Below are 24,473 nucleotides of genomic sequence, written 5' to 3'. Positions count from 1 at the left end.
GCGACGCCCCGCGTGGGGCGTCGCCGTTTTCATATCCTTCTTTGCATATTGCCGGATATGGAACCCATCACGCCCGAGCGCCGACGTGACCGGCGCCGTCTCGCCGCCATCGCGGCCTCCACCGTCGCGGCCACCGCCCTCGTCGGCGCGCTCGCCGTCAACGGCTGGGCCGACCCGCTGCCGGGCGGGCTCGGCCCCTGCCTCCCCGGCACCTGTCCGACCGGCACGTACCCCGACATCGGCAGCGGCACCGTCAAGTACCGCGACAACAACATCAACGTCTACGTCGGCGGCGACATGCTCGTCCGCGAGGCCGCCGCCGAGGCCGAGGGCAAGATCGTCGTCCTGGGCGCCTTCGACATGAGGAAGCGCGCCGGTGTCTCCGGCGTCTACAACGTCGGCGTCGCGGGCGTCGGCTCGCGCGTCCCGCCGGACGACGGCACCGACTTCCTCACCGTCGGAAAGGACCTGACGGTCGCCACCGGCCAGCGCCTGCTCGCCGAGGAGGGCCGGGTCAGCGGCCTCGTGCGGTACGGGGGCACGCTCTCCGGCACGGTCGCCCCGCCCGCCGTGCACACCGCCGGCGCCGCCGCCCCGTACACCGCGCTCCGCGACCGGCTCACCGACGCCAGCCAGTGCTACGCGTACGTGAACGGCGCCTCCCGCCCCGCCACCGGAACCGCCGTCAACAACAACACCGAGACCGTCTTCACGGGTGACGGGACGTCGAAGCTCCAGGTCTTCAACGTCGCGTTCGACCTGGAGTCCATGGGCGGCCGCCAGCAGGGCATCCGCTTCGACGGGATCCCGGCCGGCGCGACCGTCCTCGTCAACCTCCTGGGCGCCGACCGCACCGTCGACACGTACATCAACCAGCTGCCGGACGGGCTGCGCGAGCGGGTGCTCTGGAACTTCCCCGACGCCACCACCGTCACGTTCGAGGGCACGGCCCAGTTCGCGGGCAGCGTCCTGATCGGCGACCAGGCCAGCACGACGACGATCACGATGCCGGGTCTGAACGGCCGCTTCTTCACCACCGGAAACCTGACGCACACCTCGGAGCGGACCGGCGGCGGTGGCCAGGAGATCCACGCCTATCCGTTCAACGGCGACCTGCCGTCCTGCGGGGGCGGCACACCCACGCCCACCCCCACGCCGACGGATCCGACCCCGACGCCCACGGACCCGACCCCGACCGACCCCACACCCACCCCGACCGAACCCACCCCGACGCCCACGGACCCGACACCGACCCCGACCGACCCCACACCCACCCCGACCGAACCCACCCCGACGCCCACGGACCCGACACCGACCCCGACCGCCCCGACACCCACACCCACGCACACCCACACCCACCCCACGACCGGCGGTTCGGCGAACGGCGGCGGTGACGGCGGCTACGGCGACAGCGGGGGCGACGGCGGGTACGGAGACTCCGGCGGCGGCCACCACGGCCCCGACGGGGAGCTCTCCGAGACCGGCGCCGGCACCGGGAACATCGTCATGGGCGCCACCGCCGTCGGTCTCGCCCTCGGCGGCGGCGCTCTCGTCCTCGTTAGCCGGAGGCGGAGGCGTACGAGCTGAGCAGGCGTTCCAGCGCCTCGACGACCATGGCGTGGTCCTCGGCCTGCGGCAGACCCGAGACCGTGACCGAGCCGATCACGCCCGCGCCCTCGACCGCGACCGGGAACGCGCCGCCGTGCGCCGCGTACCGGTCGGGGTCGAGGCGCGAGGACGCCTCGAAGGTCGTCCCCTTGGCGCGGAACCGCGCGCCGACGAGGAACGAGCTCACGCCGTACCGCTCGACGACCCGTCGCTTGCGGTCGATCCAGGCGTCGTTGTCCGCGCTCGACCCCGGCAGGGCGCAGTGGAAGAGCTGCTGCGGCCCGCGCCGGATGTCGATCGCCACCGGCGCCCGGCGCTCGCGCGCCATGCCGACGAGCAGGCCCCCGAGCGTCCAGGCGTCCTCGTACGTGAAGCGGGGGAGGACCAGCCGGGCCTCCTGCGCCTCCAGCTCACTCACTTCCCCGGCGCTCGCGTCACTCACCTCCCGGGTGCTCACGGCGTCACCGCGATTCCCTCGCGGGCGGACCGCTTCGCCGCCTCCAGGACGTCGAGCGCGGCCGCGGCCTCGTGGGCCGTCACCGGGTTCTCGCCGGTGCCGCGCAGGGCGGCGGCGACGGCCGCGTAGTACGCCGGGTAGTCGCCCGGCAGCGACGCCACCGGGGTCCCGCCGCCGGTCAGCGGCGACTCGCCGGAACCGAGCCGGCCCCACAACTCCTCCGGCTCCACGCCCCACGCCGCGCCCGGCACCGGGCGCAGCCCCTCGCGGAGGGCCGCCTCCTGCGGGTCGAGGCCGTACTTCACGAAGCCCGCGCGCTGCCCGAGCACCCGGAAGCGGGGGCCCAGCTGGGCGGTGGTGGCGCTCACGTACAGGTGCGAGCGGACGCCGTTCGCGTGGGTGAGGGCGAGGAAGGTGTCGTCGTCGGCCTCGGCGCCCGGCCGGCGGACGTCCGACTCGGCGTACACGGAGACCACCGGGCCGAAGAGGACCAGCGCCTGGTCGACGACATGGCTGCCCAGGTCGTAGAGCAGGCCGCCGATCTCCGACGGCGCGCCGGACTCGCGCCAGCCGCCCTTGGGCAGCGGGCGCCAGCGCTCGAAGCGGGACTCGAAGCGCTGGACCTCGCCGAGCGCCTTGTCGTCGATGAGCCGGCGGAGGGTCAGGAAGTCGTTGTCCCAGCGGCGGTTCTGGAAGACGGAGAGCAGCAGGCCCCGCTCCTCGGCGAGGGCCGCGAGGGCGCGGGCCTCGGCGGCGGTCCCGGCCAGCGGCTTGTCGACGACGACCGGCAGACCCGCCTCCAGGGCGGCCGTGGCGATCGCGACGTGCGTCTTGTTGGGGGAGGCGACGACGACCAGGTCGAGCCCGTCCGCCGCCCCGTCCGCCCAGAGCTCCTCCGGGGTGGCCACGACCCGGACGCCCGGGTGGGCGGCGCGGGCCTCGGCGGCCCGCTCGGGGTTGCCGGTGGTGACGGCGGCGAGGACGAGGTCCTCGGACGCGGCGATCAGCGGGGCGTGGAAGACGGAGCCCGCGAGGCCGTAGCCGACGAGGCCCACGCGGAGGGGGGTGCGGGGGGTGCCAGTCATGCCCCTCACTTAAGCAACGGTGTTGCCAAAGTGCAAGCGACAGCGACAATGGGCAGGTGAGGACGGACCTGATCGGAGTGATGGAGTGAACATGCCGGCCCTGCGCAGCCCCAACGCGGCGCTCGTGCTCGACCTGCTGCGCACCGCGGGCGAGACCGGCATCAGCCGCCTCGAGCTGGCCGAGCGGACCGGCCTCACCCCGCAGGCCGTCAGCAAGATCACCGCGCGGCTCCGGTCCGAGGGCCTGGCCACGGAGGCCGGCCACCGCGCCTCGACCGGCGGCAAACCCCGTACGGTCCTCCGGCTCGTCCCCACCGCCGGTTACGCCGTCGGCGTCCACCTCGACCGCGACGAGCTGACCACGCTCCTCACCGACCTCGCGGGCGCGGTCGTCGCCCGGCGCACGCGCGCCCTGGACCTGGGGGCGGGCGCCGGACCCGTCCTGGACGCGGTGACGGAGGAGGTGCGGGGGCTGACGTCAGGCGCCCCCGCGCCCGCCGCCGTCCCCGCCCCCGCCGCCGTCCCCGCCCCCGCCGCCGTCCCCGTCCCTGCCGTCGCCCCCGTCCCTGCCGCCGTCCTCGCCCCCGCCCCTGCCGCTCCCGTCCTCGGCGTCGGGGTCGCCATGCCCGGGCCGCTCGACCATCGCGCCGGAGTCCCGGGCCGCGTGACCGGTTTCCCCGAGTGGGAGGGCCACCCCGTCCGCGAGGAGCTGGCCCGGCGCCTCGGGCTGCCCGTCGTCCTCGACAAGGACACCAACGCCGCCGCCCTCGGCCTGGCCGTCCGTCCCGTCGCCCCCGGCTCCTTCGCGTACGTCCACCTCGGTACGGGGCTCGGCGCCGGCCTGGTCCTCGGCGGGGCGCCGCTCCGGGGGGACAGGACGGGCGCCGGTGAACTCGGCCACCAGACGGTCCAGCTCGACGGGCCCCCGTGCGGCTGCGGCGGGCGCGGTTGTCTGGAGGTCCTGTGCCTCGCGGCGGTCGCGGGCGGCGACGACGCCGGGGCCGCGCGGATCCTCGGTGCGGGCGCGGCCAATGTCGTACGGCTTCTCGACATCGACGAGGTGCTGCTCGGCGGCCGGCTGGTCCTCGCCGCGCCGGAGGTGTTCGCGGGCGGGGTGCGGGAGGTCCTCGCCGGACTCGGGCTGACGGCTCCGGTGCGCGTGGCGGGGGAGCGGGACGCCGTGGCGGAGGGGGCCGCGTGGCTGGTCCTCGCCCCGATCTTCGGCAAGTAGGCAGAGCTGCGAAGGCGTGAAGCCGTAGAGCCGCGAAGCCGCAGAGCCGCAGAGCCGCAGGGCCATGAAGCCGTAGAGCCGTAGAGCCGCAGAGCCGTAGAGACGTAGAGACGTAGAGACGTAAAGCGGTAAAGCCGTAAAGACGTACGTACGAAAGTAGGCCGATCGGGCGGATCGGCCGGGCCGTCCGGGGGTGGACGCGGTGTCGCTGCCCGGCCCCCGCCCCCACGGCATGGCAGCGTCGCGGCCGACCCGTACGTCCGCGAGCAGCAAAGGCCCGGCCCCATGGCATCCGCCCCCCTGCGACCGCGCAGCCCCCGCGCCCTGACCGCGGCGACCGCGCTGGCGGTCACCGCGACGGCCCACCTGGCCCTGGCGTCCCCCGCCCTGACCGCACCGGCCCCCTCGGTGCCCGCCACGACGGCCCCCGCTCCGGCGCAGGCCGCCCCCGACATCCCTGCCCCCGATCCCCCCGCCCCCACCTGTGGCACCCCCGCCGGTTCCGCGTTCCCCCTCGACACCCGGATCCACGGCGGCCCGGTGGAGTACCCCGCCGGCGGCCCCCTCCAGGAGTGGAAGCTCGATCTCACCAACACCACCGACGCCACCTGCTCGGGCATCCACCCCGTGCTTGTCCTCACCGACGAGCGGCGGGTGCTGAAGCCCGCGCAGATCCGGTTCGAGTTCTACGACGCCGGGGCCGCACGCTGGCGGCCCGCGACCTTCGAGGCGACCGAACAGGCCGAGAACATCGGCGTGTTCACAGGTCCCGACCCCGACGGCTCCGGAGCTTCCGACGGCTCCGGTGCATCCGGCGGCTCGGACGGCCCGGAGGACTTCGACGGCTTCATGGTGCCCGCGGGCCGGACCCTCACCGTCCGCGTACGGCTCGGCTTCCGCGCGGAGACCGCCCCCGACGAGGTCGTCGTGAACGCCGCGGTCGTCCAGCGCCGGGGTGTCGACGGCGACTGGGTCGGCGAGTCCGGCGACTACCGCCTGAGCGTGGTGCCCGCCGCCCCGGACCGCTCCACGGGAGCCGACGAGCCCGCACCTGACACATCCGGCACGTCCGAACCGGTCGCCCCCTCGCGACCCCCCGGGGCCACGCCCCGCCCGCCGGGCTCCACCGCCGAGGACCCGGAAGGCCTCGTACTCGCCGGTCCGGACCGCGAACTCGCCAGTACCGGAAGGGAGTCGGAGGAGCATGCCAAGCTCCTGGCACCCCTCGCGGCCGCCCTCGTCCTCCTCGGCGCCGTCCTCTTCCGTACCGCCCGCCACCGCCGGCACCGGTGAGTCATGCTGCGTACACCTTCCCGTTCATCCCCGTCTGCGACCATCCCCCGGTGAACTCCCAGAACACCCCCGGCACCCCGGGCGCCCCCGTGAACTCCGGCATCCCGGAGCACGGCCGCGTGCCCAAGTACTACGCCGTCAAGGCCAAACTCGCCCTGATGGTCGACGACTTGGGGGAGGGCGGGCTGCTGCCCACCGAGCGCGACCTCGCCGTCCGGTACGAGGTGTCCCGCGAGACCGTCCGGCAGGCGCTGCGCGAACTCCTCCTGGAGGGGCGGCTGCGGCGCCAGGGCCGGGGCACGGTCGTCGCGGGCCCCAAGCTCGAACAGCCCCTCTCGCTCGCGAGCTACACGGAAGGCGTCCGCCGGCAGGGGCTCCGCCCCGGCCGCAGCCTCATCTCGCTCGACCGGTTCCCCTGCCCGGAGGCGCTCGCCCCCGAGGTGGGCGCCGAACGAGGGGAGCCCGTCTGGCACATGGAGCGCGTGCTCCTCGCCGACGACGAGCGGGTCGGCCTGGAGAGCACGTACGTCTCCGAGGCCCGCGCCCCGCACCTGGACAGCGAGTTCGACCCGGACTCCTCCTTCTACTCCTACCTCCACGACCACCTCGGCATCTCCTTCGGCGACGCCGACGAGCGCATCGAGACGGTGCTCGCGACCCCCCGCGAGGCCCTCCTCATCGGCACCCCGCCGGCGCTGCCGATGCTGCTGCTCCACCGTGTCTCCCGGGACACCGCCGGGCGGCCCCTGGAGCGGGTCCGCACCCTCTACCGGGGTGACCGCTTCAGCTTCACCGCCCACCTGGGGCAGCAGGGCTGACCGAGGGGCCGGGTGGCGGGTCAAACCCGGAGAACCATCACAACCCGCATCCACTCAGATCACGGGAAGGTAACGGGTCTGGTCCAAGCTTGTCGGTCCGTTCACCGTCCCGTCGCCCACCGGCCCCGTCCGGGTCACCCGCTGCCAGGACCGTCGACGGCATGAAGGTGATCGTCGTAGGAGCCGGCGTGGTGGGAACCATGCACGCCTGGCACGCAGTGGAACGCGGCCATGAGGTCGTACACATCGAGCGCGAGGCCGAGGCGCGCGGAGCATCCCTCCGCAACTTCGGCCAGATCTGGGTGAGCGGACGGGCGGGCGGAGAGGAGCTGGACACCGCCCTGCGCGCCCGGGAACTCTGGGAGGGCATCGGCGCCCGGGTCCCCGGCCTCGGCTTCCGGGCCATCGGCTCGCTCACCCCCGTACGGAACGATCTTGAGCTCGCCGTCGCCGAGGCCGCCGTGGCCCGCCCCGACGCCGCCGCCCGCGGCTACAAGCTGCTCACGGCCGACGAGGCCCGCGCGGTCAACCCGGCCCTGCGCGGCGCGTTCGAGGCGGCGCTCTGGTGCGAGCGGGACGCGGCCGTCGAGCCCCGCCTCGCGCAGCTCGCGCTCCGCGAGGCCCTCCTCGCCACCGGGAAGTACACCTTCCTGCCGAACCGTGAGGTCCGCGATGTCGTCGGCGAGAGCGCCGTCCGCGACGACCGCGGCGAGGTCCACACCGGCGACGCCGTCGTCCTGTGCACCGGCGCCTGGCTCTCCGGCCTCGTCCGCGAGGTCGCCGGCGAGATACCCGTCCGCCGCGTGCGGCTGCAGATGATGCAGACCGAGCCCCTCGGCGAGGCGCTCACCACCTCCGTCGCCGACGCCGACTCCTTCCGCTACTACCCGGCCTACGCCTCCGAGGCCCTGGACTCCCTCCAGGCCGGGCAGCCGCAGGACCCGACCGCCGCCGCCCACAAGATGCAGCTCCTCATGGTGCAGCGCCTCGACGGCGGACTGACCATCGGCGACACCCACGAGTACGAGCACCCCTTCGCCTTCGACACCCTCGAAGACCCCTACGAGCACCTCACCCGCGTCGTCGAGTCCTTCCTCGGCCGCCCGCTGCCGAAGATCAAGCGGCGCTGGGCCGGGGTGTACGCGCAGTGCGTCGACACCAGCCGGGTCGTCCACCGCCAGCGGGTCCGCGACGGCGTGTGGCTGGTGACCGGGCCCGGCGGCCGCGGCATGACCTGCTCGCCCGCCATCGCCGAGAAGACCGCTGACGAACTGGGCTGGTGAACCACATGAACACCCTGAACAACACGAACACCCTGGGCAACACGAACACCCTGAACCACCGGAACGCCCCGGACAAGCGCAGGTACGACCTCGTCGTCCTCGACATGGCCGGCACCACCGTCGCCGACGGCGGCCTCGTCGAGCAGGCCTTCACCGCCGCCGCCGAGCGCCTCGGCGAAGACCCGGCCACGATGATCGACTACGTCCGCGCCACCATGGGCGAGTCCAAGATCTCCGTCTTCCGCCACCTCCTCGGCGGCGACGAGACCCGCGCCCAGGAAGCCAACCTCGCCTTCGAGGCGGCCTACGGCGAACTCGTCTCCGGCGGCCTGATCGCCCCGATACCCGGCGCGGCCGAGGCGATCGCCGAGCTGAGGTCCCAGGGCCGGAGGGTGGTCCTCACCACCGGCTTCGCCCGGGTCACCCAGGACGCGATCCTCGACGCGCTCGGCTGGCAGGACCTGGTCGAACTGACCCTCTGCCCGGCGGACGCCGGCGGTCGCGGCCGCCCGTACCCGGACATGGTCCTCGCGGCCTTCCTCCGCACCGGAGCCGTGGACGACGTCCGACAGGTCGTGGTCGCGGGCGACACCTCGTACGACATGCGCAGCGGGGTCCGCTCCGGCGCCGGGATCGTCGCGGGCGTCCTGACCGGCGCGCACGACGAGGCGGCGCTCAAGGAGCACGGCGCGACGCACGTGCTCGCATCGATCGCCGAACTTCCCGCGCTGATCGGGGAGTCGGACGCATGACCAGCGGCATCCGCTTCGACGCCGTGTCCGTCGCGTACGGCGGCACCACCGTTCTCGACCGGCTCGACCTGACCGTCGAGCCCGGTGAGGTCATGGCCCTCCTCGGGCCCTCGGGCTCCGGCAAGACCACCGCGCTGCGGGCCGTCGCCGGGTTCGTGCGGCCGGTCTCCGGGCGGGTGCTCATCGGCGACCGTGACGTCACCGGCCTCCCGCCGTACAAGCGGGGGATCGGCATGGTCGTCCAGCAGTACGCCCTCTTCCCCCACCTGCGGGTGGAGGCCAACGTCGCCTTCGGCCTGAAGGCGCAGAAGGTCCCCAAGGGCGAGATCCCCGGCCGGGTCGCCGAGGCCCTGGAGATGACCGGCATGGCGGCCTACGCCCACCGGTACCCCCGGGAGCTCTCCGGCGGCCAGCAGCAGCGCGTCGCCATCGCCCGCGCGCTCGCCATCCGGCCCAAGGTCCTCCTCCTCGACGAGCCGCTCTCCGCGCTCGACGCGCAGCTGCGCTCCGGCATGCTGGCCGAACTGGCGCGACTCCACCGCGAGTTGCCCGATGTGTCGATCCTGTACGTCACCCACGACCAGGTCGAGGCGCTGACCCTCGCGGACCGGATCGCCGTCATGGACAAGGCCCGGCTCCAGGACTGCGGCACCCCGCAGGACCTGTACCGCAGGCCGCGCACGGAGTTCACGGCCTCGTTCGTCGGCAACGCCAACCTGCTGCCGGTGACGGTCGTCGGGGACGGGGTCGTCTTCGACGGGACCGAGCTGAAGGTCGCGGTCTCCGGAGCGGCCCCCGGGTCGGCGGCCACGCTCTGCGTCCGGCCCCATCTGGTCGGCCTCGGAGACGGGCCGAACGCGCTGCGGGGCCGGATCGGCGAGGTCCAGTGGCGGGGGTCCACCCACCGGCTGTACGTGGAGGTGGGCGGGCACCGGGTGAAGGCGGACGTGCGGGAGCTGCGGGAGACGCCGCTGCTCGGGAGCGAGGTCACGCTGCACTTCGCGCCCGAGGACGCGGTGCTGCTGGCTGCGGGGGTGAACGATGGCCGGTAGGGCTCCAGGTCTCGTCGAAGAGCACCCCGCGACGGGCGTCGCCCCCGCCCCTTCCGCCCCGGCGGAACGCCCGCCCACGACGAGGCGCTCCACCCCCGCCTGGGTCTGGGCCCTCCCGCCCGTCGCCGTGCTCGCCGTCGTCTTCCTCTATCCGCTCGCGCTCGTCGTCCAGGAGTCCCTGGCCCCCGGTGCGTACGGTGACGTCTTCGCCTCCACGTCCTTCCGCGAGGCCCTCGTCACCACGGTGTGGCTCGCCGTCGCCTCCACCGTCGGATGTCTCGTCCTCGGCTTCGTGCTCGCGGTCGTGATCGCGTTCGTGCCGTTCCCCGGCGGGAAGGCGGTGTCGAAGTTCATCGACGTCTTCCTCTCCTTCCCGTCCTTCCTGATCACGCTCGCCCTGCTGTTCCTCTACGGCACGGTCGGCATGGCCAACGGCGTCTGGACGGACGTCACCGGGGACTCCTCGGGCCCCTTCCAGTTCCTGACCACCCCGTGGGGCGTCCTCCTCGCCGAGATCACGTACTTCACCCCGTTCGTGATGCGGCCGCTGCTCGCCGCCTTCTCGCAGATGGAGACGGCCCAGCTGGAGGTCGCGTCCTCGCTCGGCGCCCGGCCGCTGCGGATCGTCCGGCAGGTGATCCTGCCGGAGGCGCTGCCCGCGCTCGCCGCCGGCGGCAGCCTCGTCCTCGTCATGTGCCTGAACGAGTTCGGGATCGTGCTCTTCACCGGGGCGAAGGGCGTCACGACCCTCCCGATGCTCGTCTACAGCAAGGCGATCCTCGAATCCGACTACGCGGCCGCCTGCGTCGTCGCCGTCGTCAACGTCGCCCTCTCCGTGGGCCTCTACGTCCTCTACCGGGGGGTGAGCCGCCGTGCTGGTGCATAGCCGTACGGGCAGGTGGACGGCCTGGGTCACGTTCGCCGTCCTGTTCGTCCCGCTCTTCGCCCTCCCCCTCCTGGTCATCGTCGCCGCCTCGTTCTCCACGAACTGGTCCGGCGCCTTCCCCTCCGGGCCGACCACCGAGCACTACGCGGCGGCCGTCCGCGGGGAGTCCCTCCAGGCCCTCACCACCAGCCTGGTCACCGCCCTCACCGCGAGCCTGGTCGCGCTGACCGTCGGCACCTGGGCCGCGCTCGCCGGGGCGGCGCTCGGCAGGAAGGGCAAGCGGGTCCTCGACGCGCTGTTCATGCTGCCGGTCGCCGTGCCGTCCGTGGTCGTCGGCCTGGCCGTCCTCGTCGCGTTCTCGCAGCCGCCGGTGCTCCTCAACGGCACGCGCTGGATCGTGATCCTCGCGCACACCGTGCTCGTCACGGCGTTCGCCCACCAGTCGGTGTCGGCCGCGATCCAGCGGCTCGACCCCATGTACGAGCAGGCGGCGGCCAGTCTCGGCGCCCGCCCCTCGTACGTCCTGCTCCGAGTGAGGCTGCCGCTCCTGCTGCCGTCCCTGAACGCGGCCGCCGGACTCTGCTTCGCTCTGTCCATGGGCGAGTTGAGCGCCACGATGATGCTCTACCCGCCGGACTGGATGCCGCTCCCGGTGCTCATCTTCACCGCCACCGACCGCGGTTCCCTCTTCACCGGATCGGCACTGGCCGTGGTCCTCATGGCCACGACCCTGCTGGCCCTGCTCGCCGTCTCCCGCGTCCGCACCAAGGCCTCCTTCCGCTAGGGGCCCCTTCCCCGAGTTCCTTCCCCCGCGCTTCCTTCAGCCAGAGATCCTCAGGAGAAAACGACGTTATGCGTACGTACGCCAAGCCGATCGCCGCCGTCACCGGCTCCCTCGTCCTCGCCGCGGGCCTCACCGCCTGCGGTGGCTCCACCGCCGCCTCCGACGAGAAGATCGTCACCGTCTACAGCGCCGACGGCCTCAAGGGCGAGGCGGGCGACGGATGGTACGACAAGGTCTTCGCCGACTTCGAGAAGAAGACCGGCATCAAGGTCAAGTACGTCGAGGGCGGCTCCGGGGAGATGGTGCAGCGCGCCCTCCGCGAGAAGAGCAACACCCAGGCCGACGTCATCGTGACCCTGCCGCCCTTCATCCAGCAGGCCGGCTCCAAGGGCCTGCTCCAGAAGTACACCCCGCAGGGCGCCGACCAGGTCGGCGGCGGGGACAAGGCGAGCGACGGCACCTGGACCTCGGTCGTCAACAACTACTTCGGCTTCATCCACAACAAGAAGGAGCTCCCCGCGGCCCCCAAGTCGTGGGAGGAGCTGCTCGACGGCAGGTTCAAGAACAAGCTCCAGTACTCCACCCCGGGCGTCGCGGGCGACGGCACCGCCGTCCTCATCAAGGCGATGCACGACTTCGGCGGCCAGGAGCCGGCCATGGAGTACCTGAAGAAGCTCCAGGCCAACAACGTCGGCCCGTCCTCCTCCACCTCCAAGCTCGCCCCCAAGGTGGACAAGGGCGAACTCCTCGTCGCCAACGGCGACGTGCAGATGAACTTCGCCCAGTCCAAGTCCATGCCGAACCTCGGCATATGGTTCCCGGCCAAGGGTGCGGGCAGGCCCACCACCTTCGCCCTGCCGTACGCGGCCGGCCTGGTCGACAAGGCCCCGCACACCGAGAACGGCAAGAAGCTCCTCGACTTCATGCTGACCGAGGGCGCCCAGCGCGAGGTCAGCGCGGTCGGCGGCGGCTTCCCGGCCCGCAAGGACGTCAAGGCGACCGACGCCAACGCCATCGAACTGGCCAAGCTGATGGAGGGCGTCGAGGTCTTCGAGCCGGACTGGGCCGACATCGACAAGAACCTCAAGACGTACGTCGACGCGTGGAAGTCCGCGACCGGAAGCTAAGAGTTCACCGTACGACCCTGGAAAGCCCCCGTTGATCGCGGAAAGATAACGGGTACGGACCAACGCCCCTGAGGAATCAGGGGCGTTGGCGCGTGTCCGTACCCCCATCGACCCCGCTCACGGAGGACTCCGACATGCCGATCACCGGCATCTCCCGACGCACCGTGCTCGCCGCCGCCGGTGCCACCGCGGCCGTCGCCGCCACCGGCCTCGCCACCGCCCCCGCGGCCCAGGCCGCCGCCGCGCCCACGCTCCCCGACGGCACCAGCAAGGACAAGGTGCTCGTCGTCGGCATGGACGGCCTGCGCCACGACCGGATCGACGCCGCCAAGGCCCCGCACCTCAAGTCCCTGATGGCGAACGGCACCTTCGGCCGCTCCCTGCTCTACGCCAACCCGATGGCCGCGACCTCCTCCGGCCCCGGCTGGTCCACGATCTCCACCGGCGTCTGGCCCGACAAGCACGGCGTGAAGGACAACACCTTCACCGGCAAGAACTACGGCCAGTACCCCGGCTTCCTGGCCCGTCTGCACCAGGTCCGCCCCGAGCTCTCGCTCTTCGCCGCCGTCGACTGGCCCGAGCTCGACACCCACGGCACCGTCACCCCCGGCGCCGACGCCAAGCTCGTCTACAACAACAACTACGTCGTCAACGACCTCGTGATCACCGACATCACCGAGGACGTCCTGCGCAACCAGAACCCCGACGTCCTCTTCGTCTACTTCGGCGAGACCGACGAGATCGGCCACAACCACGGCGCCGCCAGCCCCAAGTACACCGACGCCATCGACGTCCAGGACGGCTACCTCGGCCGGCTGCTCACCGCGATCAAGGCCCGCCCCGCGTACGCCACCGAGCGCTGGACGGTCATCGTCACGACCGACCACGGCCACACCGACGGCGGCGGCCACGGCGGCTCCTCCATCGAGGAGCGGCGCACCTTCGTCCTCGCCCAGGGCCCCGGCATCGCCGCCGGCGCCCGCCCCATCGACACCCGGCTCGTCGACGTCGCCGCCACCGTCTTCCGCCAGCTCGGCATCACCCCCGCCGCGTCCTGGGGCCTCGACGGCAAGCCGGTCCAGGAGCGCTCCACCGACCCCTTCGACAGCCTCTACGGGTCGCTGACCGGCCGCGTCGACGAGACGGGCATCCCCGCCGGGATCCTCGGCTTCACCCACACCGCGCCCAGCGGCTGGTCCGTCATCAACAACGCCATGGGCACCGGCGGCATGACCGAGTGGCGCGGCTGGTCCTTCGCCACCGACGAGTTCTGGTCCCGCTCCCAGCGCGACCAGTCCCGCGAGCTGAACGTGCGCGCCCGGGGCGTCTTCGCCGTCGCCGACTCCGACGAGTGGTCCGACAAGGCGTTCTCGGGGACGTACGACTCGACGCTCGTCACCCCGGCGTACACCGTGGCGGGCGCGAGCCGGGTCACCCTGGACTTCACGACCTTCTACCGCCAGGAGGGCAGCCAGACCGCGCAGGTCCAGGCCGTCTTCAACGGCGGCACCCCGACCGTCGTGAAGAGCTACACCGCCGACGTGATCTCCCAGCCCCAGTCCCTCGCGGTCGCCGTCCCGGCGGGCGCGTCCAGCGTGAGCTTCCGCTTCCGCTACACCGGTTCCAACAACTGGTACTGGGTGATCGACGGGGTCAAGGTCACCGCTTCCTGATTAGTCTTGGGGGCGTCGCCACAGCGCTGTCGCGGCGCCCCCAGCACACCGCACGTTTGTACGGCAGGAGTCCCGCACCCATGGCAGAGCGCAAGCCGATCGAATCCTGGCTGACCGACATGGACGGCGTCCTCATCCACGAGGGCGTGCCGATCCCCGGCGCCGACGCGTTCATCAGGAAGCTGCGGGAGACCGGGAAGCCCTTCCTGGTCCTCACCAACAACTCGATCTACACGGCTCGTGACCTGCACGCCCGCCTCGCCCGGATGGGCCTCGAGGTCCCCGTCGAGAACATCTGGACCTCGGCCCTCGCCACCGCCAAGTTCCTCGACGACCAGCGCCCCGGCGGCACCGCGTACGTCATCGGCGAGGCCGGTCTGACCACCGCGCTGCACGACATCGGCTACGTCCTCACCGACCACGACCCGGACTACGTGGTGCTCGGCGAGACCCGTACGTACTCCTTCGAGGCGATGACCAAGGCCGTCCGGCTCATCAACGCCGGTGCCCGCTTCATCTGCACCAACCCCGACGAGACCGGCCCCTCCCTCGAAGGCCCGCTGCCGGCCACCGGCTCCGTCGCCGCCCTCATCACGAAGGCCACCGGCAAGGAGCCGTACTTCGCCGGCAAGCCGAACCCGCTGATGATGCGCACCGGCCTGAACGCCATCGGCGCCCACTCCGAGACGAGCGCCATGATCGGCGACCGGATGGACACCGACATCCTGGCGGGCCTCGAGGCGGGCATGCAGACCTTCCTGGTGCTGACCGGCCTGACGTCGGAGGCGGAGATCGACCGCTTCCCGTTCCGCCCGTCCAAGATCGTGAAGTCGATCGCGGACATCGTCGACCGGGTGTAGCGGCCGGTCGCCGGCGCCCCTGCGGATGCGAGAAGCCCCGATCCGGGTGACCCTGCCAGTATCAGGAGGTCACGATGCGTTCAGGTCCCATTGCTCTCCGTGCCGCAGGGGCGGCCCTCGTCCTCGTACTGGCACCCACGGCCGGTAGTGCGTACGCCCACGACGGGGTGAAGGTCACCGTCACCCCGTCCACCGCCTCGCCCGGCGCCGACGTCGACGTCCGCGTCCAGGGCTGCAAGGGCACGACGGGTGCCGCGAAGTCCCCGGCGTTCGTCGCCGACGCCGAACTCACCGGCCGGGACGGCGGCGGCGCCCCGCTGTTCGGCGACACCACGATCAAGACCCGGCTCGAGAACGGCACGTACAAGGTCAGCGTGACCTGCGACGGCCACGATCACCCGGATGTCGGCACCGTGCGCGTCGAGCGCCAGAAGCCCACGCACGAGCCGACCCGCAAGCCCACGCACGAGCCGACCCACAGGCCGACGCACGAGCCGACCCGCGAGCCGACCCACCACGCGAGCCCGGTCGCCCCGGTCCGCGCGGGCGGTGGCGGCACCGCCGCCTTCGCCGCCCCGGCCGCCCCCGGTGTCGCCCAGACCACCAGCGAGAGCGGCCTCGGCACTCCGTACACCCTGCTCGGCCTCGGCCTTGCGGCCGTCGCCGCGGTGGCGGTCGCCTTCCGCAGCTCCCGCCGACGCGGTACGGGTACGGGCTCGGGGTCGGGTACGGAGTGACCGCGCCGCCCGGCTCCCGCCCGGCGGGCACCGGGCGACTCGTCACCGGCGTGGCCTGGGCGCTGCTCCTGCTCGGGCTCTGGCTCTGGGGCCGCGAGGTCACCGAGGGCCCCGGGGGCAGCTCCGCGCCGACCACCGGAGACATCGCCGCCGTCGGCCGGCCGCTCGGCGTCGCCCTGCCCCCGGCGCGGGACCCGCTCGCACCCGTCGCGCCCCGGCGGGTGGAGATCCCCTCCCTCGGCATCTCCGCGCCCGTCGTGGCGCGCGGCCTGGACAGCACGGGGGCGATCGACCCGCCGCCGTACGAGATGCCGCACACGGTCGGCTGGTTCGGCGCCGGCACCCGGCCGGGCGCCGCGGGCCCGGCCCTCCTCGTCGGCCACGTCGACACCGAGACCCGGCCCGCGGTCTTCTACGGCCTGAGCGCGGCGCGCCCCGGCGCGAAGGTCCGCGTCACCCGTACGGACGGATCGGTCGCCGAGTTCACGGTGGACGACGTCCAGGTCTACCCGCGGGAGTCCTTCGACGCGACCAAGGTCTACGGGGCGAGGGACCCGCACCGGGCGGAACTGCGCCTGATCACGTGCGGCGGCACGTTCGACCGCGGTGCGAACGCGTACACGGCGAACGTGGTGGTCTCGGCCTACCTGACGGCGACCACCCCCTGACGCGGCCTCCCGCCCCACCGGCGGGTCCTGCCGCCCCCAAGACACCACCGAGGGCCCCGCCGCCCCCGGAGACGCCACCGAGGGCCCCGCCGGGACCCACGCCGCCCCGGCCCCGCCCCGCGTCGCCCCGGCACGCCCCGTGGCTCTCCGCACTCCGCCCGCGCCCCAGGGCTGCCCGCCCCGCCCCTCAGTTACGGGCCCCGACCGGGCGGAGGCGGTGCCCCGCCACCCGCCGTTGTCGGCATCTGTTCCGCTGGGGCGGCCCCCACCCCCGCCGCCGCCCCCACGTTGTGGGCATCCGTTCCGCTGGGGCGATGCCCACCCTCCCCCGTTGTGGGCATTCGTTCCGCTGGGGCGGAACGGGTGGGCACAACGGAACGGCGCCCCTTGCCGGGCCTAGGCTTCCGCGCCTGAACCCGCACCACAGGTGCGGGCCAGGGCGCAAGGGGCGGAGGCGCCGCTAGAGGGCGCCGTCCCGTGTGCCCACCCGTCCCGCCCTGCGGGACGATTGCCCACACGGCGGGTGGGTGGAGGCGGCGAGGGCGCGGCCCGCGCGGGGGTGCGGGCCAGGGCGCGGGGGCGGAGGCGCCGCCGAGCGCGCGGTCCCGTGTGCCCACCCGTCCCGCCCTGGGGTCCCCCCGGACGGAGTCTGGGGGAGGGACGATTGCCCACACGGCGGGTGGGTGGAGGCGGCGCGGGCGTGGCCCGCACGTAGGGGGGGATCGGGCGCGGCCCGCACGCGCGTGGCGGGAGGTCGGGCGCGGCCCACGTGCTGGGGGTGGCCCGCCCGGCCGGCCCGTAGGGGTGGTGGGCTCAGGTGCAGCCCACCCGCTGCGGCACGTATGGGCGGCTCAGGCGCGGCCCATGCGTGCGGGCGCGGTCCGCACGGAAGGGCGGCGGGGGCGTGGGCGCGCGGCCCACCGGCCGGTGGTGGCGGTGTGGGGCGTGGCCCGCACGGAGGACGCGGCGAAGCGGGCGTGGTCCGCACGGAGGGCCGCGGCAGCTCGGGCGCGGCCCACGCGCGCGTGCGCGGACCTGGCTCCGGCCGGCGGCGATCGTCCCGCGGCCGCCGCCGACCGGGCCGGTCCTCCACCGCGGGGCTCACGGACGCGGGAGGGGCCCGGTGCCACCGCGGGAGGTCGAGGTTCCGCACACTGTAGAGGCCCTGCCCCGCCCGGCCCAGAGGGCCGTCGTGTCACGCTGCTCACGACCGACCGCCCCCGCCCGCGGCCCCGGGCCCGACCACGTGGCGAGCCGACCGCGACGCGCCCGGGAACTGGCCCCCCGCACCCGGTAGTTCGTGGACCGGAACATGGCCGAGAACGACCAAGACCCCCTCACCATCGGTGAGGGGGTCTTGACTCTGCGTGCGCCGCCAGGGACTCGAACCCCGGACCCGCTGATTAAGAGTCAGCTGCTCTAACCAACTGAGCTAGCGGCGCCTGCTGACAGAGAGAACTCTACCCGACGTCCGGGCGTGCTCCCGACCAATATCAGTCACCTCCGGCCTGTCGGATGGTCTTATCAGGCCTTCGATCCGTCAAAATGCGATTTGTCCAGACAGTTGAGACACTGACGCCCGAAACCAAGGGTCAAAAGATCTTGACGAGTGTGGAGGGGAATCGCATGAGCGTGCCGGTCTTCGAGGAGTTCGAACCCGCGGCCGACTGCGGCTGCCCGGGGTGTGCCCGGCAGCGGCGTGACCTCGCGCTTGGCCTGCCGGTCCGGGCGGGCGGGCATCCGGCGGCGCACGGTGCGCGCCGCGCCCTGGTCCTGGTGACGGCCGCGGGCGTGGTCCTCGGTGGCGGCGGGGCCGCCGTGGCGACGGCCCTCCCGCAGTCCTCCGTCCCGTTCACCCCGGCGGACCTCACGGGGCCCGCCGACACCACCGACACCACCGGCACCACCGACACCGTCGACGACGCCGCGCGCTCCGCCGGCCCCGCCCTTCCCGAGCCCGACACGCCGCAGGGCGGCCGGGGGCCGCTGCACGGGGCGCCGGGGCCCGGCGGGCAGCCCTCCCCGAACGCGAATCCGACGCCCAGTCAGGTCTCGACCGGCACCCTGCGGAAGACGAGCCGGACCGAGATCATCAACCGCGCCAAGCTGTGGGTGACCGCCCAGGTCCCGTACTCCATGGAGAAGTACTGGACCGACGGCTACCGCCAGGACTGCTCCGGCTACATCTCGATGGCCTGGAACCTCCGCAGCAACGAGTGGACCGGCAGTCTCGACCGCTTCGCCGACCGCGTCGACCGCACCGAGCTCCAGCCCGGCGACATCCTGCTCTTCCACAACCCGGCCAACCCGACGCGCGGCTCGCACGTCACGATCTTCGGCGGCTGGACCGACTACACCCACACCTCGTACGTCGCCTACGAGCAGACCAAGCCGCGTACCCGCAAGCAGCCGACGCCGATGGCGTACTGGGAGAACTCCAACCGGTACGTGGCCTATCGCTACAAGGGCGTGGTCAGCGGCGACGGCACCGGCGGCACCACGGGCGGGGCGACCCCGACGGCGACGCCGTATCCCGGCGCGGCGATGTTCGGCACCGGCGCCGACAACGCGTACGTCACCCGGCTCGGGCGGCTCCTCGTCGACCGCGGCGGCAAGAGGTACTACAGCAAGGGGCCCGGCCCGAAGTGGGGCGAGGCGGACCGGCGCGCGACCCAGGCGTTCCAGCTGGCGCAGGGCTGGAAGGGCAAGCAGGCGGACGGCCTGCCCGGCCCGGAGACCTGGAAGCTCCTCGTGACCGGCGGGGGCAAGGACATCGGCGGTTCGAGTGGTTCGAGCGGGTCGAGTTCGAATGCGACGGCATTTCCCGGGCGTGGCTCCTTCCGTCCGGGCCAATCCAACGCATATGTGGAGAAGCTGGGCAAACAACTGGTGAAGCGGGGCTTCGGCAAGCACTACCTGTCGGGACCCGGTCCGCGCTGGACGGAGGCGGACCGCCGCAACGTCGAGGCGTTCCAGCGGGCACAGGGCTGGCGCGGCGCGGCGGCCGACGGCTACCCGGGCCCGGAGACCTGGCGGCGCTTGTTCCGATGACCCCGAGAGCATGAGGTGGACCCGAATGACGGCATCGACCCCGAACCCCGCGGATTCCGGCGCGGCGGCCTCACGTGACGCGGCCCGCACGGCGCGCCGCCTGACGGACGGCACCCTCCCGCGGACGTCCCCTCCCCAGGGCGCGCCCCCGGGCACCCCGCCGACCCGACGGGAGACCCCGGCGGAGCCGGGGGAGTCGCGGGAGTCGCGGGAGGGCGTATCGGCGGAGGGCGGTGCGCCGACGCCGACGCCGTCACCGGAGGGTGTGGTGGCGGGTGCGGCAGTGGCGACCGGTGCCGCGCCGACACCGGCCGTGAGTGACGCGCCGGCGTCCGCCGCCCCGGACGCTGCGCCTGCGCGCGCGGACGTCACGCCGGACGTCACGCCGGGCGTCACGCCGGACGGAGCGCCCGGCGGGTCGGCTCCCGGGCCCGAAGCTCCTGCGGCGGGCGAGCCCGTGCCGTCGGTCCCCGCCGGCGGGGAGCACGTGACCTCGCGGGGCAGGGTCCCGGTGTGGCCCGAGCCGGGCGCGAGAGGAGGCGCCGCCGCGGAGGCGGCGACGAGGCCGGACGCCCCGAAGAGCCCGCCCGGCCCGGCCACCCTGACTGCCCCGTCTACTCCGACTGCCCCGGCCACCCCGCCCGGCCCGGCTACCACCTCCACCCCGGCCGGCCCGTCCACCCCGACCGGCCCGGCCACGCCGTCCACCCCGGCCGCCCCGACCGGCCCGGCCGGTACGCGGCAGGGTGACGGCGGCAGGCCTTCCGGCGCGTTGCCGGTCCGCCCGGCCGGGTCCACGTCCCCCGTCGGGTCCACGGCTCCCTCCGGGTCCACGCCCTCCGTCGGTTCCACGGCCCCCGCCGGGTCCACGTCCCCCGTCGGGGACACGCCCCCGATCGGCTCCGGGCTCCCGGGTGTGAACGCTTCCGGTACGACGACGGGGGCGGCGTCCGCGCCGGGGGGTGCCCCAGTGGTCACCCGTGTCCAACCCGTCCCGCCTGCCTACCCCGGCACCACGCCCTCCGGGTCGGGCCAGCACGCACGCCCCGCCTCCCCCTCCCCTTCCACCCCGAAGGCCGCCGTCACGGTGCGGTCCGGTGGCCCCTCGCCGGTTCCTGCCGCCGTCCCCACCGCGGTTCCCGCCGCCGTCCCCACCGCGGTCGACACCCCCGACTTCGGGCGGATCGCCGGGGCCGGTGTCGGTGCCGTCGCCGTACCCGTCGCCGCCGTGGTGCGGGTCGCGCGGCGGAAGAACGTGATCGGGGCCGAGACCACCGGCTCGATCCCGGTGCACCTTCTCTTCCGCGACCAGCCGGGGAACGCCGTGCCGTTCGCGGCCGGCGAGGACGACGGCGGTCCCGACACCGTCGCCATGGCCGTGCCCACCCTGTCCAGGACGGGCGTGGGCTCCGCCGTCCCGGGCCCGTCGAAGATCCAGGCCCAGGATCGGGAGCGGCCCCGGGCGGATGCCGCCGGGACCCGGGCCGCGGGCCGGGACACGTCCGGGCGGAGGCCGAAGTCCCCGCCGAAGGCGGAAGTCAACACCCGGCTCGACGCCCGGCTCGACGCCCGCCTCGACGCGCCGCTCAAGGCGCGCCCCGCGGCCCACCCCGAGGCGCGGGCCGCCAAGACCACCGCCGCCCAGGCCGTCCAGGCCACCCCCCAGTCCTCCGTCTCCCGGCCCGCCCCCACCGCCGACCCGGCTCTCGTCGAGCGCCCCGGGCCGGTGCTGCCCGGGTGGGTCGGGGTCGTCGGCGGGGCGCTCGCGCTCGCCGCGTGCGCGGCGGTCGTGTGGTGGGCCGGGGCCGTGCCCGAGGAGGCGGCCCGGATGCTGCGGCTGCCGGAACGCCCGTACAACGGCGTCCATCTCGGCCAGTGGGCGCTCCTCGCGCTCGGCGTCGTCCTCACCCTCTTCGCGCTCGGCGGGCTCGGCCGGGGCCGGGTCGGCTACGCCTGGGTGCTGACCCTGTTCGGCGACTACCGCGGTACGGTCCGCCGTACCGGTCTGGTCTGGGTCAGCCCGCTCCTGCTGCGGCGCCGCGTCGACGTGCGGCTCCGGCACTGGCGGAGCGAGCCGCTGTCGGCGGTGGACGCCAAGGGCACCGCGCTCGATGTCACCGTGCTCGTGGTCTGGCGGGTGCGGGACACCGTCCGGGCTGCGCTCGGCGTCGACGGGCACGAGGACTATCTGCGGGAGCAGGTGGAGGCGGCCATGGCCCGGGTGCTGTCGCAGCTTCCGGCGGACGCGTTCCACGAGGACGCCCCCACCCTCCGGGACGCGGAGGCCGTCGGCGAGGCGCTGACGCGGATGCTGTCGGCGGAGTGCGCCCCGGTCGGTGTGGACGTGTTCTCGGCGCAGCCGACGCGGATCGAGTACGCGCCGGACGTGGCGGCGGCGATGCGCCGGCGACGGATCGCGGCGATCGACGCGAAGCACCGGGACAGCGTGCTCACCTCGGTGGTGGACGCGGTGGACGACGTGGTCCACCGGCTGACCAGTCGTGGTCTGGTGGAGCTCGACGACTACGAGCGCAAGGCGCTGGTCAAGGACCTGACGGTGGCGTTCTACACGGGGCGGACGGGTCCTGTAGAGGGGGCGTGAAGGGATGGACATGTTCAACTTCCGTCCATACCTTGGTACTTGGTCCAGACCAAAATCGGTACGACGTACCACCGCACGCGTGCGCGCACGGCCCAACGGAACTCCCCCACGTTCTCCTGGAGCGAAGCATGCGCAAAAAGTCAGTCGGGGCGGCGGTGGTGGCGCTCGGCGTCGCCGGCGTCACCCTCTTCGCCACCGGTAGCGCCGGAAGCCACGGCTACACCGACTCGCCGATCAGCCGCCAGAAGCTCTGCGCCAACGGCACCGTGACCAACTGCGGCTCCATACAGTGGGAGCCCCAGTCGGTCGAGGGCCCCAAGGGCTTCCCCGCCGCCGGTCCCGCCGACGGCAAGATCTGTTCCGCCGGGCTCACGCAGTTCGCCCAGCTGGACGACCCCCGGGGCGGTGCGTGGCCCACGACGCAGCTCACGTCGGGGCAGAGCTACAGCTTCCGCTGGCAGTTCACGGCCCGGCACGCCACCACCGACTTCAAGTACTACATCACCAAGAACGGCTGGAACGGGACCCAGAAACTCACCCGGGCCATGCTGGACCCCCAGCCGTTCCTGACCGTCCCCTACAACAACCAGCAGCCGCCGGCGACCCTCTCGCACTCCGGGACGATCCCGGCGGGCAAGACGGGCCGTCACCTGATCCTGGCGGTGTGGACGATCGCGGACACCTCGAACGCGTTCTACGCGTGCTCGGACGTCAGGTTCTGACGCCGGGGCCGCTCGGTGGCCGCTCCTGACGGTCGCCGAGCGGTCCTTCCCGTCCGTTCATTTCTGATGGATCGTCAGTTACAGTCCGGCCCATGAGGGGTGCGGACACCGTCGCGGAACTCGTACGGCGCCAGTGGGGCGACCACCGGATCGGGCTGAGGGACGAGCACCACGCCCTCACCCACCACCAGGTCGCCGCCGGCGCCGCCGCGCGGGCCGCACTGCTCGTGGACCTGATGCCACCCCTGCCGGGGGGCGAGCCGCACCTCGGCGTCCTGCTCGACAACACGCCGGAGTACCCGCTCTGGCTCAGCGCGGCGGCCCTCGCGGGGGCCGCCGTCGCCGGGATCAACCCCACCCGGCGCGGCGCCGAACTCGCCCGGGACATCGGGCACACCGCCTGCCGGGTCCTGGTCACCCAGCGCGCCCATCTGCCGCTCCTCGACGGCCTTCCGCTGCCCGGGGTGCGGATCCTGGTCACGGACACCGACGCGTACCGGGAACTCCTCGCGCCGTACGGGTCCGCCCGCCCGGGCGACGCGCGCCTCGGCCCCGTACGCCCCGACAGCCGCTTCCTGCTCTCCTTCACGTCCGGTTCCACGGGTGCGCCGAAGGCGGCGCTCTGCAGCCAGGGCCGGCTGGCGGCGGCCGGTGCCTCGCTCGCGGCCCACTTCTCCGTCGGGCGGGACGACGTCCACTACATCTGCATGCCGATGTTCCACGGGAACGCGGTGATCGCGGACTGGGCGCCGGCGCTGGCCGCCGGGGCCGGCGTGGCGCTGCGGGCCCGGTTCTCGGCCTCCCGCTTCCTCTCGGACGTACGAGGCTTCGACGCCACCTACTTCACCTACGTCGGCCGGGCGGTGCAGTACCTCCTGGCGACCCCGCCCACCCCGGAGGACCACGCGCACCGGCTCCGTCTCGGCTTCGGCACCGAGGCGGGGGCGGTGGACGCGGCGCGCTTCCGGGAGCGCTTCGGGGTGCCGCTCGTGGAGGGGTACGGCTCCTCGGAGGGGGGTGCGTCGATCCAGCGGACGCCGGACACGCCGACGGGCGCGGTGGGCCGCGCGGCGCCGACCGACGACCTGGTGGTGGTGGACGCGGAGACGGGCCGGGAGTGCGCGGCGGCCCGCTTCTCCGCCGAGGGCCGGCTCCTCAACGCCGCCGAGGCCGTCGGGGAACTCGTCAACCGGGGCCGCAGCGCCTTCGAGGGCTACTGGGGCAACCCCGAGGCGGAGGCCGCGCGGCTGCGCGAGGGCTGGTACTGGACGGGCGACCTCTTCTACCGGGACGCGGACGGCTACCTCTACTTCGCGGGCCGTACGGACGACCGGCTGCGGGTCGACAGCGAGAACCTGGCGGCGGCGATGATCGAGCACATCCTGGCCCGCTGGGACCGGGCCGCGGGGGTCGCGGTCTACGCGGTACCGGACCCGGTGGCGGGGGACCAGGTGATGGCGGCGCTGGCGCTGCGGGAGGGGGCGGTCTTCGATCCGGCGGAGTTCGCGAGCTTCCTCGCGACGCAGGGGGACCTGGGGACGAAGATGCCGCCCCGCTTCGTCCAGGTGATGCCCGAACTGCCCCTCACGGCCACCAACAAGATCCACCGGGTGGCGCTGCGCCGCGAGTCCTTCCTCTGCGCGGATTCGCTCTGGTGGCGCCCGACGCCGGGGGCCCCGTACGAGCCCCTGACGCCCGAGGCCGTGGCCGCGCTCAGGGCGGAGTACACCCGGCATGGTCGGGAACCAAAGTTTACAGACCGCTGATGGGTAACTAAAGTTGTC

The 24,473-nt window shown here is 73.6% G+C and carries 21 protein-coding genes and 1 tRNA gene; 19 read left to right on the top strand and 3 right to left on the bottom strand.

The window, feature by feature from the left end:
* Positions 1-57 precede the first annotated feature (57 nt).
* Positions 58-1,587, top strand: a complete 1,530-nt coding sequence (locus ACFQ79_RS24375) for a choice-of-anchor A family protein (RefSeq protein WP_383586849.1) — start codon at positions 58-60, stop codon at positions 1,585-1,587.
* Here the strand turns inward: ACFQ79_RS24375 and ACFQ79_RS24370 are convergent.
* Both ACFQ79_RS24370 and ACFQ79_RS24365 read right to left on the bottom strand, forming a co-directional pair.
* The gene (locus ACFQ79_RS24370) at positions 1,559-2,050 is read right to left on the bottom strand and encodes a heme-degrading domain-containing protein (RefSeq protein ID WP_383586847.1); all 492 of its coding nucleotides are present in this window, start codon (positions 2,048-2,050) and stop codon (positions 1,559-1,561) included. The genes ACFQ79_RS24375 and ACFQ79_RS24370 overlap by 29 nt on opposite strands.
* Before the next feature lie 11 nt (positions 2,051-2,061).
* Positions 2,062-3,150, bottom strand: a complete 1,089-nt coding sequence (locus ACFQ79_RS24365) for a Gfo/Idh/MocA family oxidoreductase (RefSeq protein ID WP_383586845.1) — start codon at positions 3,148-3,150, stop codon at positions 2,062-2,064.
* Between the two features lie 91 nt (positions 3,151-3,241).
* On the opposite strand from ACFQ79_RS24365, the gene ACFQ79_RS24360 reads away from it, so the two are divergent.
* The 13 genes from ACFQ79_RS24360 to ACFQ79_RS24300 all read left to right on the top strand — a co-directional run bounded on the left by ACFQ79_RS24360 (position 3,242) and on the right by ACFQ79_RS24300 (position 16,314).
* Positions 3,242-4,381 carry an ROK family protein gene (locus ACFQ79_RS24360; RefSeq protein WP_383586843.1) on the top strand — a complete coding sequence of 380 codons (1,140 nt, stop codon included), beginning with the start codon at positions 3,242-3,244 and terminating at the stop codon, positions 4,379-4,381.
* 285 nt (positions 4,382-4,666) lie between these two features.
* The gene (locus ACFQ79_RS24355) at positions 4,667-5,674 is read left to right on the top strand and encodes a hypothetical protein (protein WP_383586841.1); all 1,008 of its coding nucleotides are present in this window, start codon (positions 4,667-4,669) and stop codon (positions 5,672-5,674) included.
* A 50-nt stretch (positions 5,675-5,724) separates the two neighbouring features.
* Positions 5,725-6,492: a GntR family transcriptional regulator gene (locus ACFQ79_RS24350; RefSeq protein WP_383586839.1), complete on the top strand. Its 768-nt coding sequence runs from the start codon at positions 5,725-5,727 to the stop codon at positions 6,490-6,492.
* Between the two features lie 161 nt (positions 6,493-6,653).
* On the top strand, positions 6,654-7,775 hold the full coding sequence (locus tag ACFQ79_RS24345) for a TIGR03364 family FAD-dependent oxidoreductase (RefSeq protein ID WP_383586837.1): 1,122 nt from the start codon (positions 6,654-6,656) through the stop codon (positions 7,773-7,775).
* A gap of 5 nt (positions 7,776-7,780) precedes the next feature.
* Positions 7,781-8,527, top strand: coding sequence for a phosphonatase-like hydrolase (locus tag ACFQ79_RS24340; protein WP_383586835.1), 747 nt, complete (start codon positions 7,781-7,783; stop codon positions 8,525-8,527).
* Entirely contained in the window at positions 8,524-9,579 is a 1,056-nt protein-coding gene (locus ACFQ79_RS24335; protein ID WP_383586833.1) for an ABC transporter ATP-binding protein, read from the top strand. Before ACFQ79_RS24340 ends, ACFQ79_RS24335 begins: the two co-directional genes overlap by 4 nt.
* Complete coding sequence (locus ACFQ79_RS24330) at positions 9,569-10,465, top strand: 2-aminoethylphosphonate ABC transporter permease subunit (RefSeq protein WP_383586831.1); 897 nt, start codon at positions 9,569-9,571, stop codon at positions 10,463-10,465. The genes ACFQ79_RS24335 and ACFQ79_RS24330 overlap by 11 nt, the downstream gene beginning before the upstream one ends.
* The gene (locus ACFQ79_RS24325; protein WP_383586829.1) at positions 10,452-11,249 is read left to right on the top strand and encodes an ABC transporter permease; all 798 of its coding nucleotides are present in this window, start codon (positions 10,452-10,454) and stop codon (positions 11,247-11,249) included. Before ACFQ79_RS24330 ends, ACFQ79_RS24325 begins: the two co-directional genes overlap by 14 nt.
* 68 nt (positions 11,250-11,317) lie before the next feature.
* Positions 11,318-12,376, top strand: a complete 1,059-nt coding sequence (locus tag ACFQ79_RS24320; RefSeq protein ID WP_383586827.1) for a 2-aminoethylphosphonate ABC transporter substrate-binding protein — start codon at positions 11,318-11,320, stop codon at positions 12,374-12,376.
* Positions 12,377-12,510: 134 nt separating this feature from the next.
* The gene (locus ACFQ79_RS24315; RefSeq protein WP_383586851.1) at positions 12,511-14,049 is read left to right on the top strand and encodes an alkaline phosphatase family protein; all 1,539 of its coding nucleotides are present in this window, start codon (positions 12,511-12,513) and stop codon (positions 14,047-14,049) included.
* Between the two features lie 80 nt (positions 14,050-14,129).
* Positions 14,130-14,909, top strand: coding sequence for an HAD-IIA family hydrolase (locus ACFQ79_RS24310; RefSeq protein ID WP_318209977.1), 780 nt, complete (start codon positions 14,130-14,132; stop codon positions 14,907-14,909).
* 74 nt (positions 14,910-14,983) lie between these two features.
* Entirely contained in the window at positions 14,984-15,646 is a 663-nt protein-coding gene (locus tag ACFQ79_RS24305) for a PT domain-containing protein (protein ID WP_383586825.1), read from the top strand.
* Entirely contained in the window at positions 15,643-16,314 is a 672-nt protein-coding gene (locus tag ACFQ79_RS24300; RefSeq protein ID WP_383586823.1) for a class F sortase, read from the top strand. The genes ACFQ79_RS24305 and ACFQ79_RS24300 overlap by 4 nt, the downstream gene beginning before the upstream one ends.
* A gap of 1,368 nt (positions 16,315-17,682) precedes the next feature.
* Here ACFQ79_RS24300 and ACFQ79_RS24295 read toward each other — a convergent pair.
* Positions 17,683-17,756: transfer RNA gene (locus tag ACFQ79_RS24295), tRNA-Lys, on the bottom strand.
* Positions 17,757-17,940: 184 nt separating this feature from the next.
* On the opposite strand from ACFQ79_RS24295, the gene ACFQ79_RS24290 reads away from it, so the two are divergent.
* The 5 genes from ACFQ79_RS24290 (at position 17,941) to ACFQ79_RS24270 (ending at position 24,455) form a co-directional block, all read left to right on the top strand.
* The gene (locus ACFQ79_RS24290; RefSeq protein WP_383586821.1) at positions 17,941-19,365 is read left to right on the top strand and encodes a peptidoglycan-binding protein; all 1,425 of its coding nucleotides are present in this window, start codon (positions 17,941-17,943) and stop codon (positions 19,363-19,365) included.
* A gap of 513 nt (positions 19,366-19,878) precedes the next feature.
* A complete protein-coding gene (locus ACFQ79_RS24285) occupies positions 19,879-20,115 on the top strand; it encodes a hypothetical protein (RefSeq protein WP_383586819.1) in 237 nt (78 codons plus the stop codon).
* 220 nt (positions 20,116-20,335) lie between these two features.
* Positions 20,336-21,967 (top strand): SPFH domain-containing protein, encoded by a 1,632-nt coding sequence (locus ACFQ79_RS24280; RefSeq protein WP_383586817.1) that lies wholly within the window; start codon positions 20,336-20,338, stop codon positions 21,965-21,967.
* Positions 21,968-22,095: 128 nt separating this feature from the next.
* Positions 22,096-22,689, top strand: coding sequence for a lytic polysaccharide monooxygenase (locus tag ACFQ79_RS24275; RefSeq protein WP_319309538.1), 594 nt, complete (start codon positions 22,096-22,098; stop codon positions 22,687-22,689).
* Positions 22,690-22,781: 92 nt separating this feature from the next.
* Positions 22,782-24,455: an AMP-binding protein gene (locus tag ACFQ79_RS24270; RefSeq protein ID WP_383586815.1), complete on the top strand. Its 1,674-nt coding sequence runs from the start codon at positions 22,782-22,784 to the stop codon at positions 24,453-24,455.
* Positions 24,456-24,473: the final 18 nt, after the last annotated feature.

It is taken from the genome of Streptomyces sp. NPDC056480 (assembly GCF_042795405.1).
Lineage (GTDB): Bacteria > Actinomycetota > Actinomycetes > Streptomycetales > Streptomycetaceae > Streptomyces.
The sequence above is the reverse complement of the archived record's forward strand: the minus strand, read 5'-3'. Positions and strand labels throughout refer to the sequence as shown.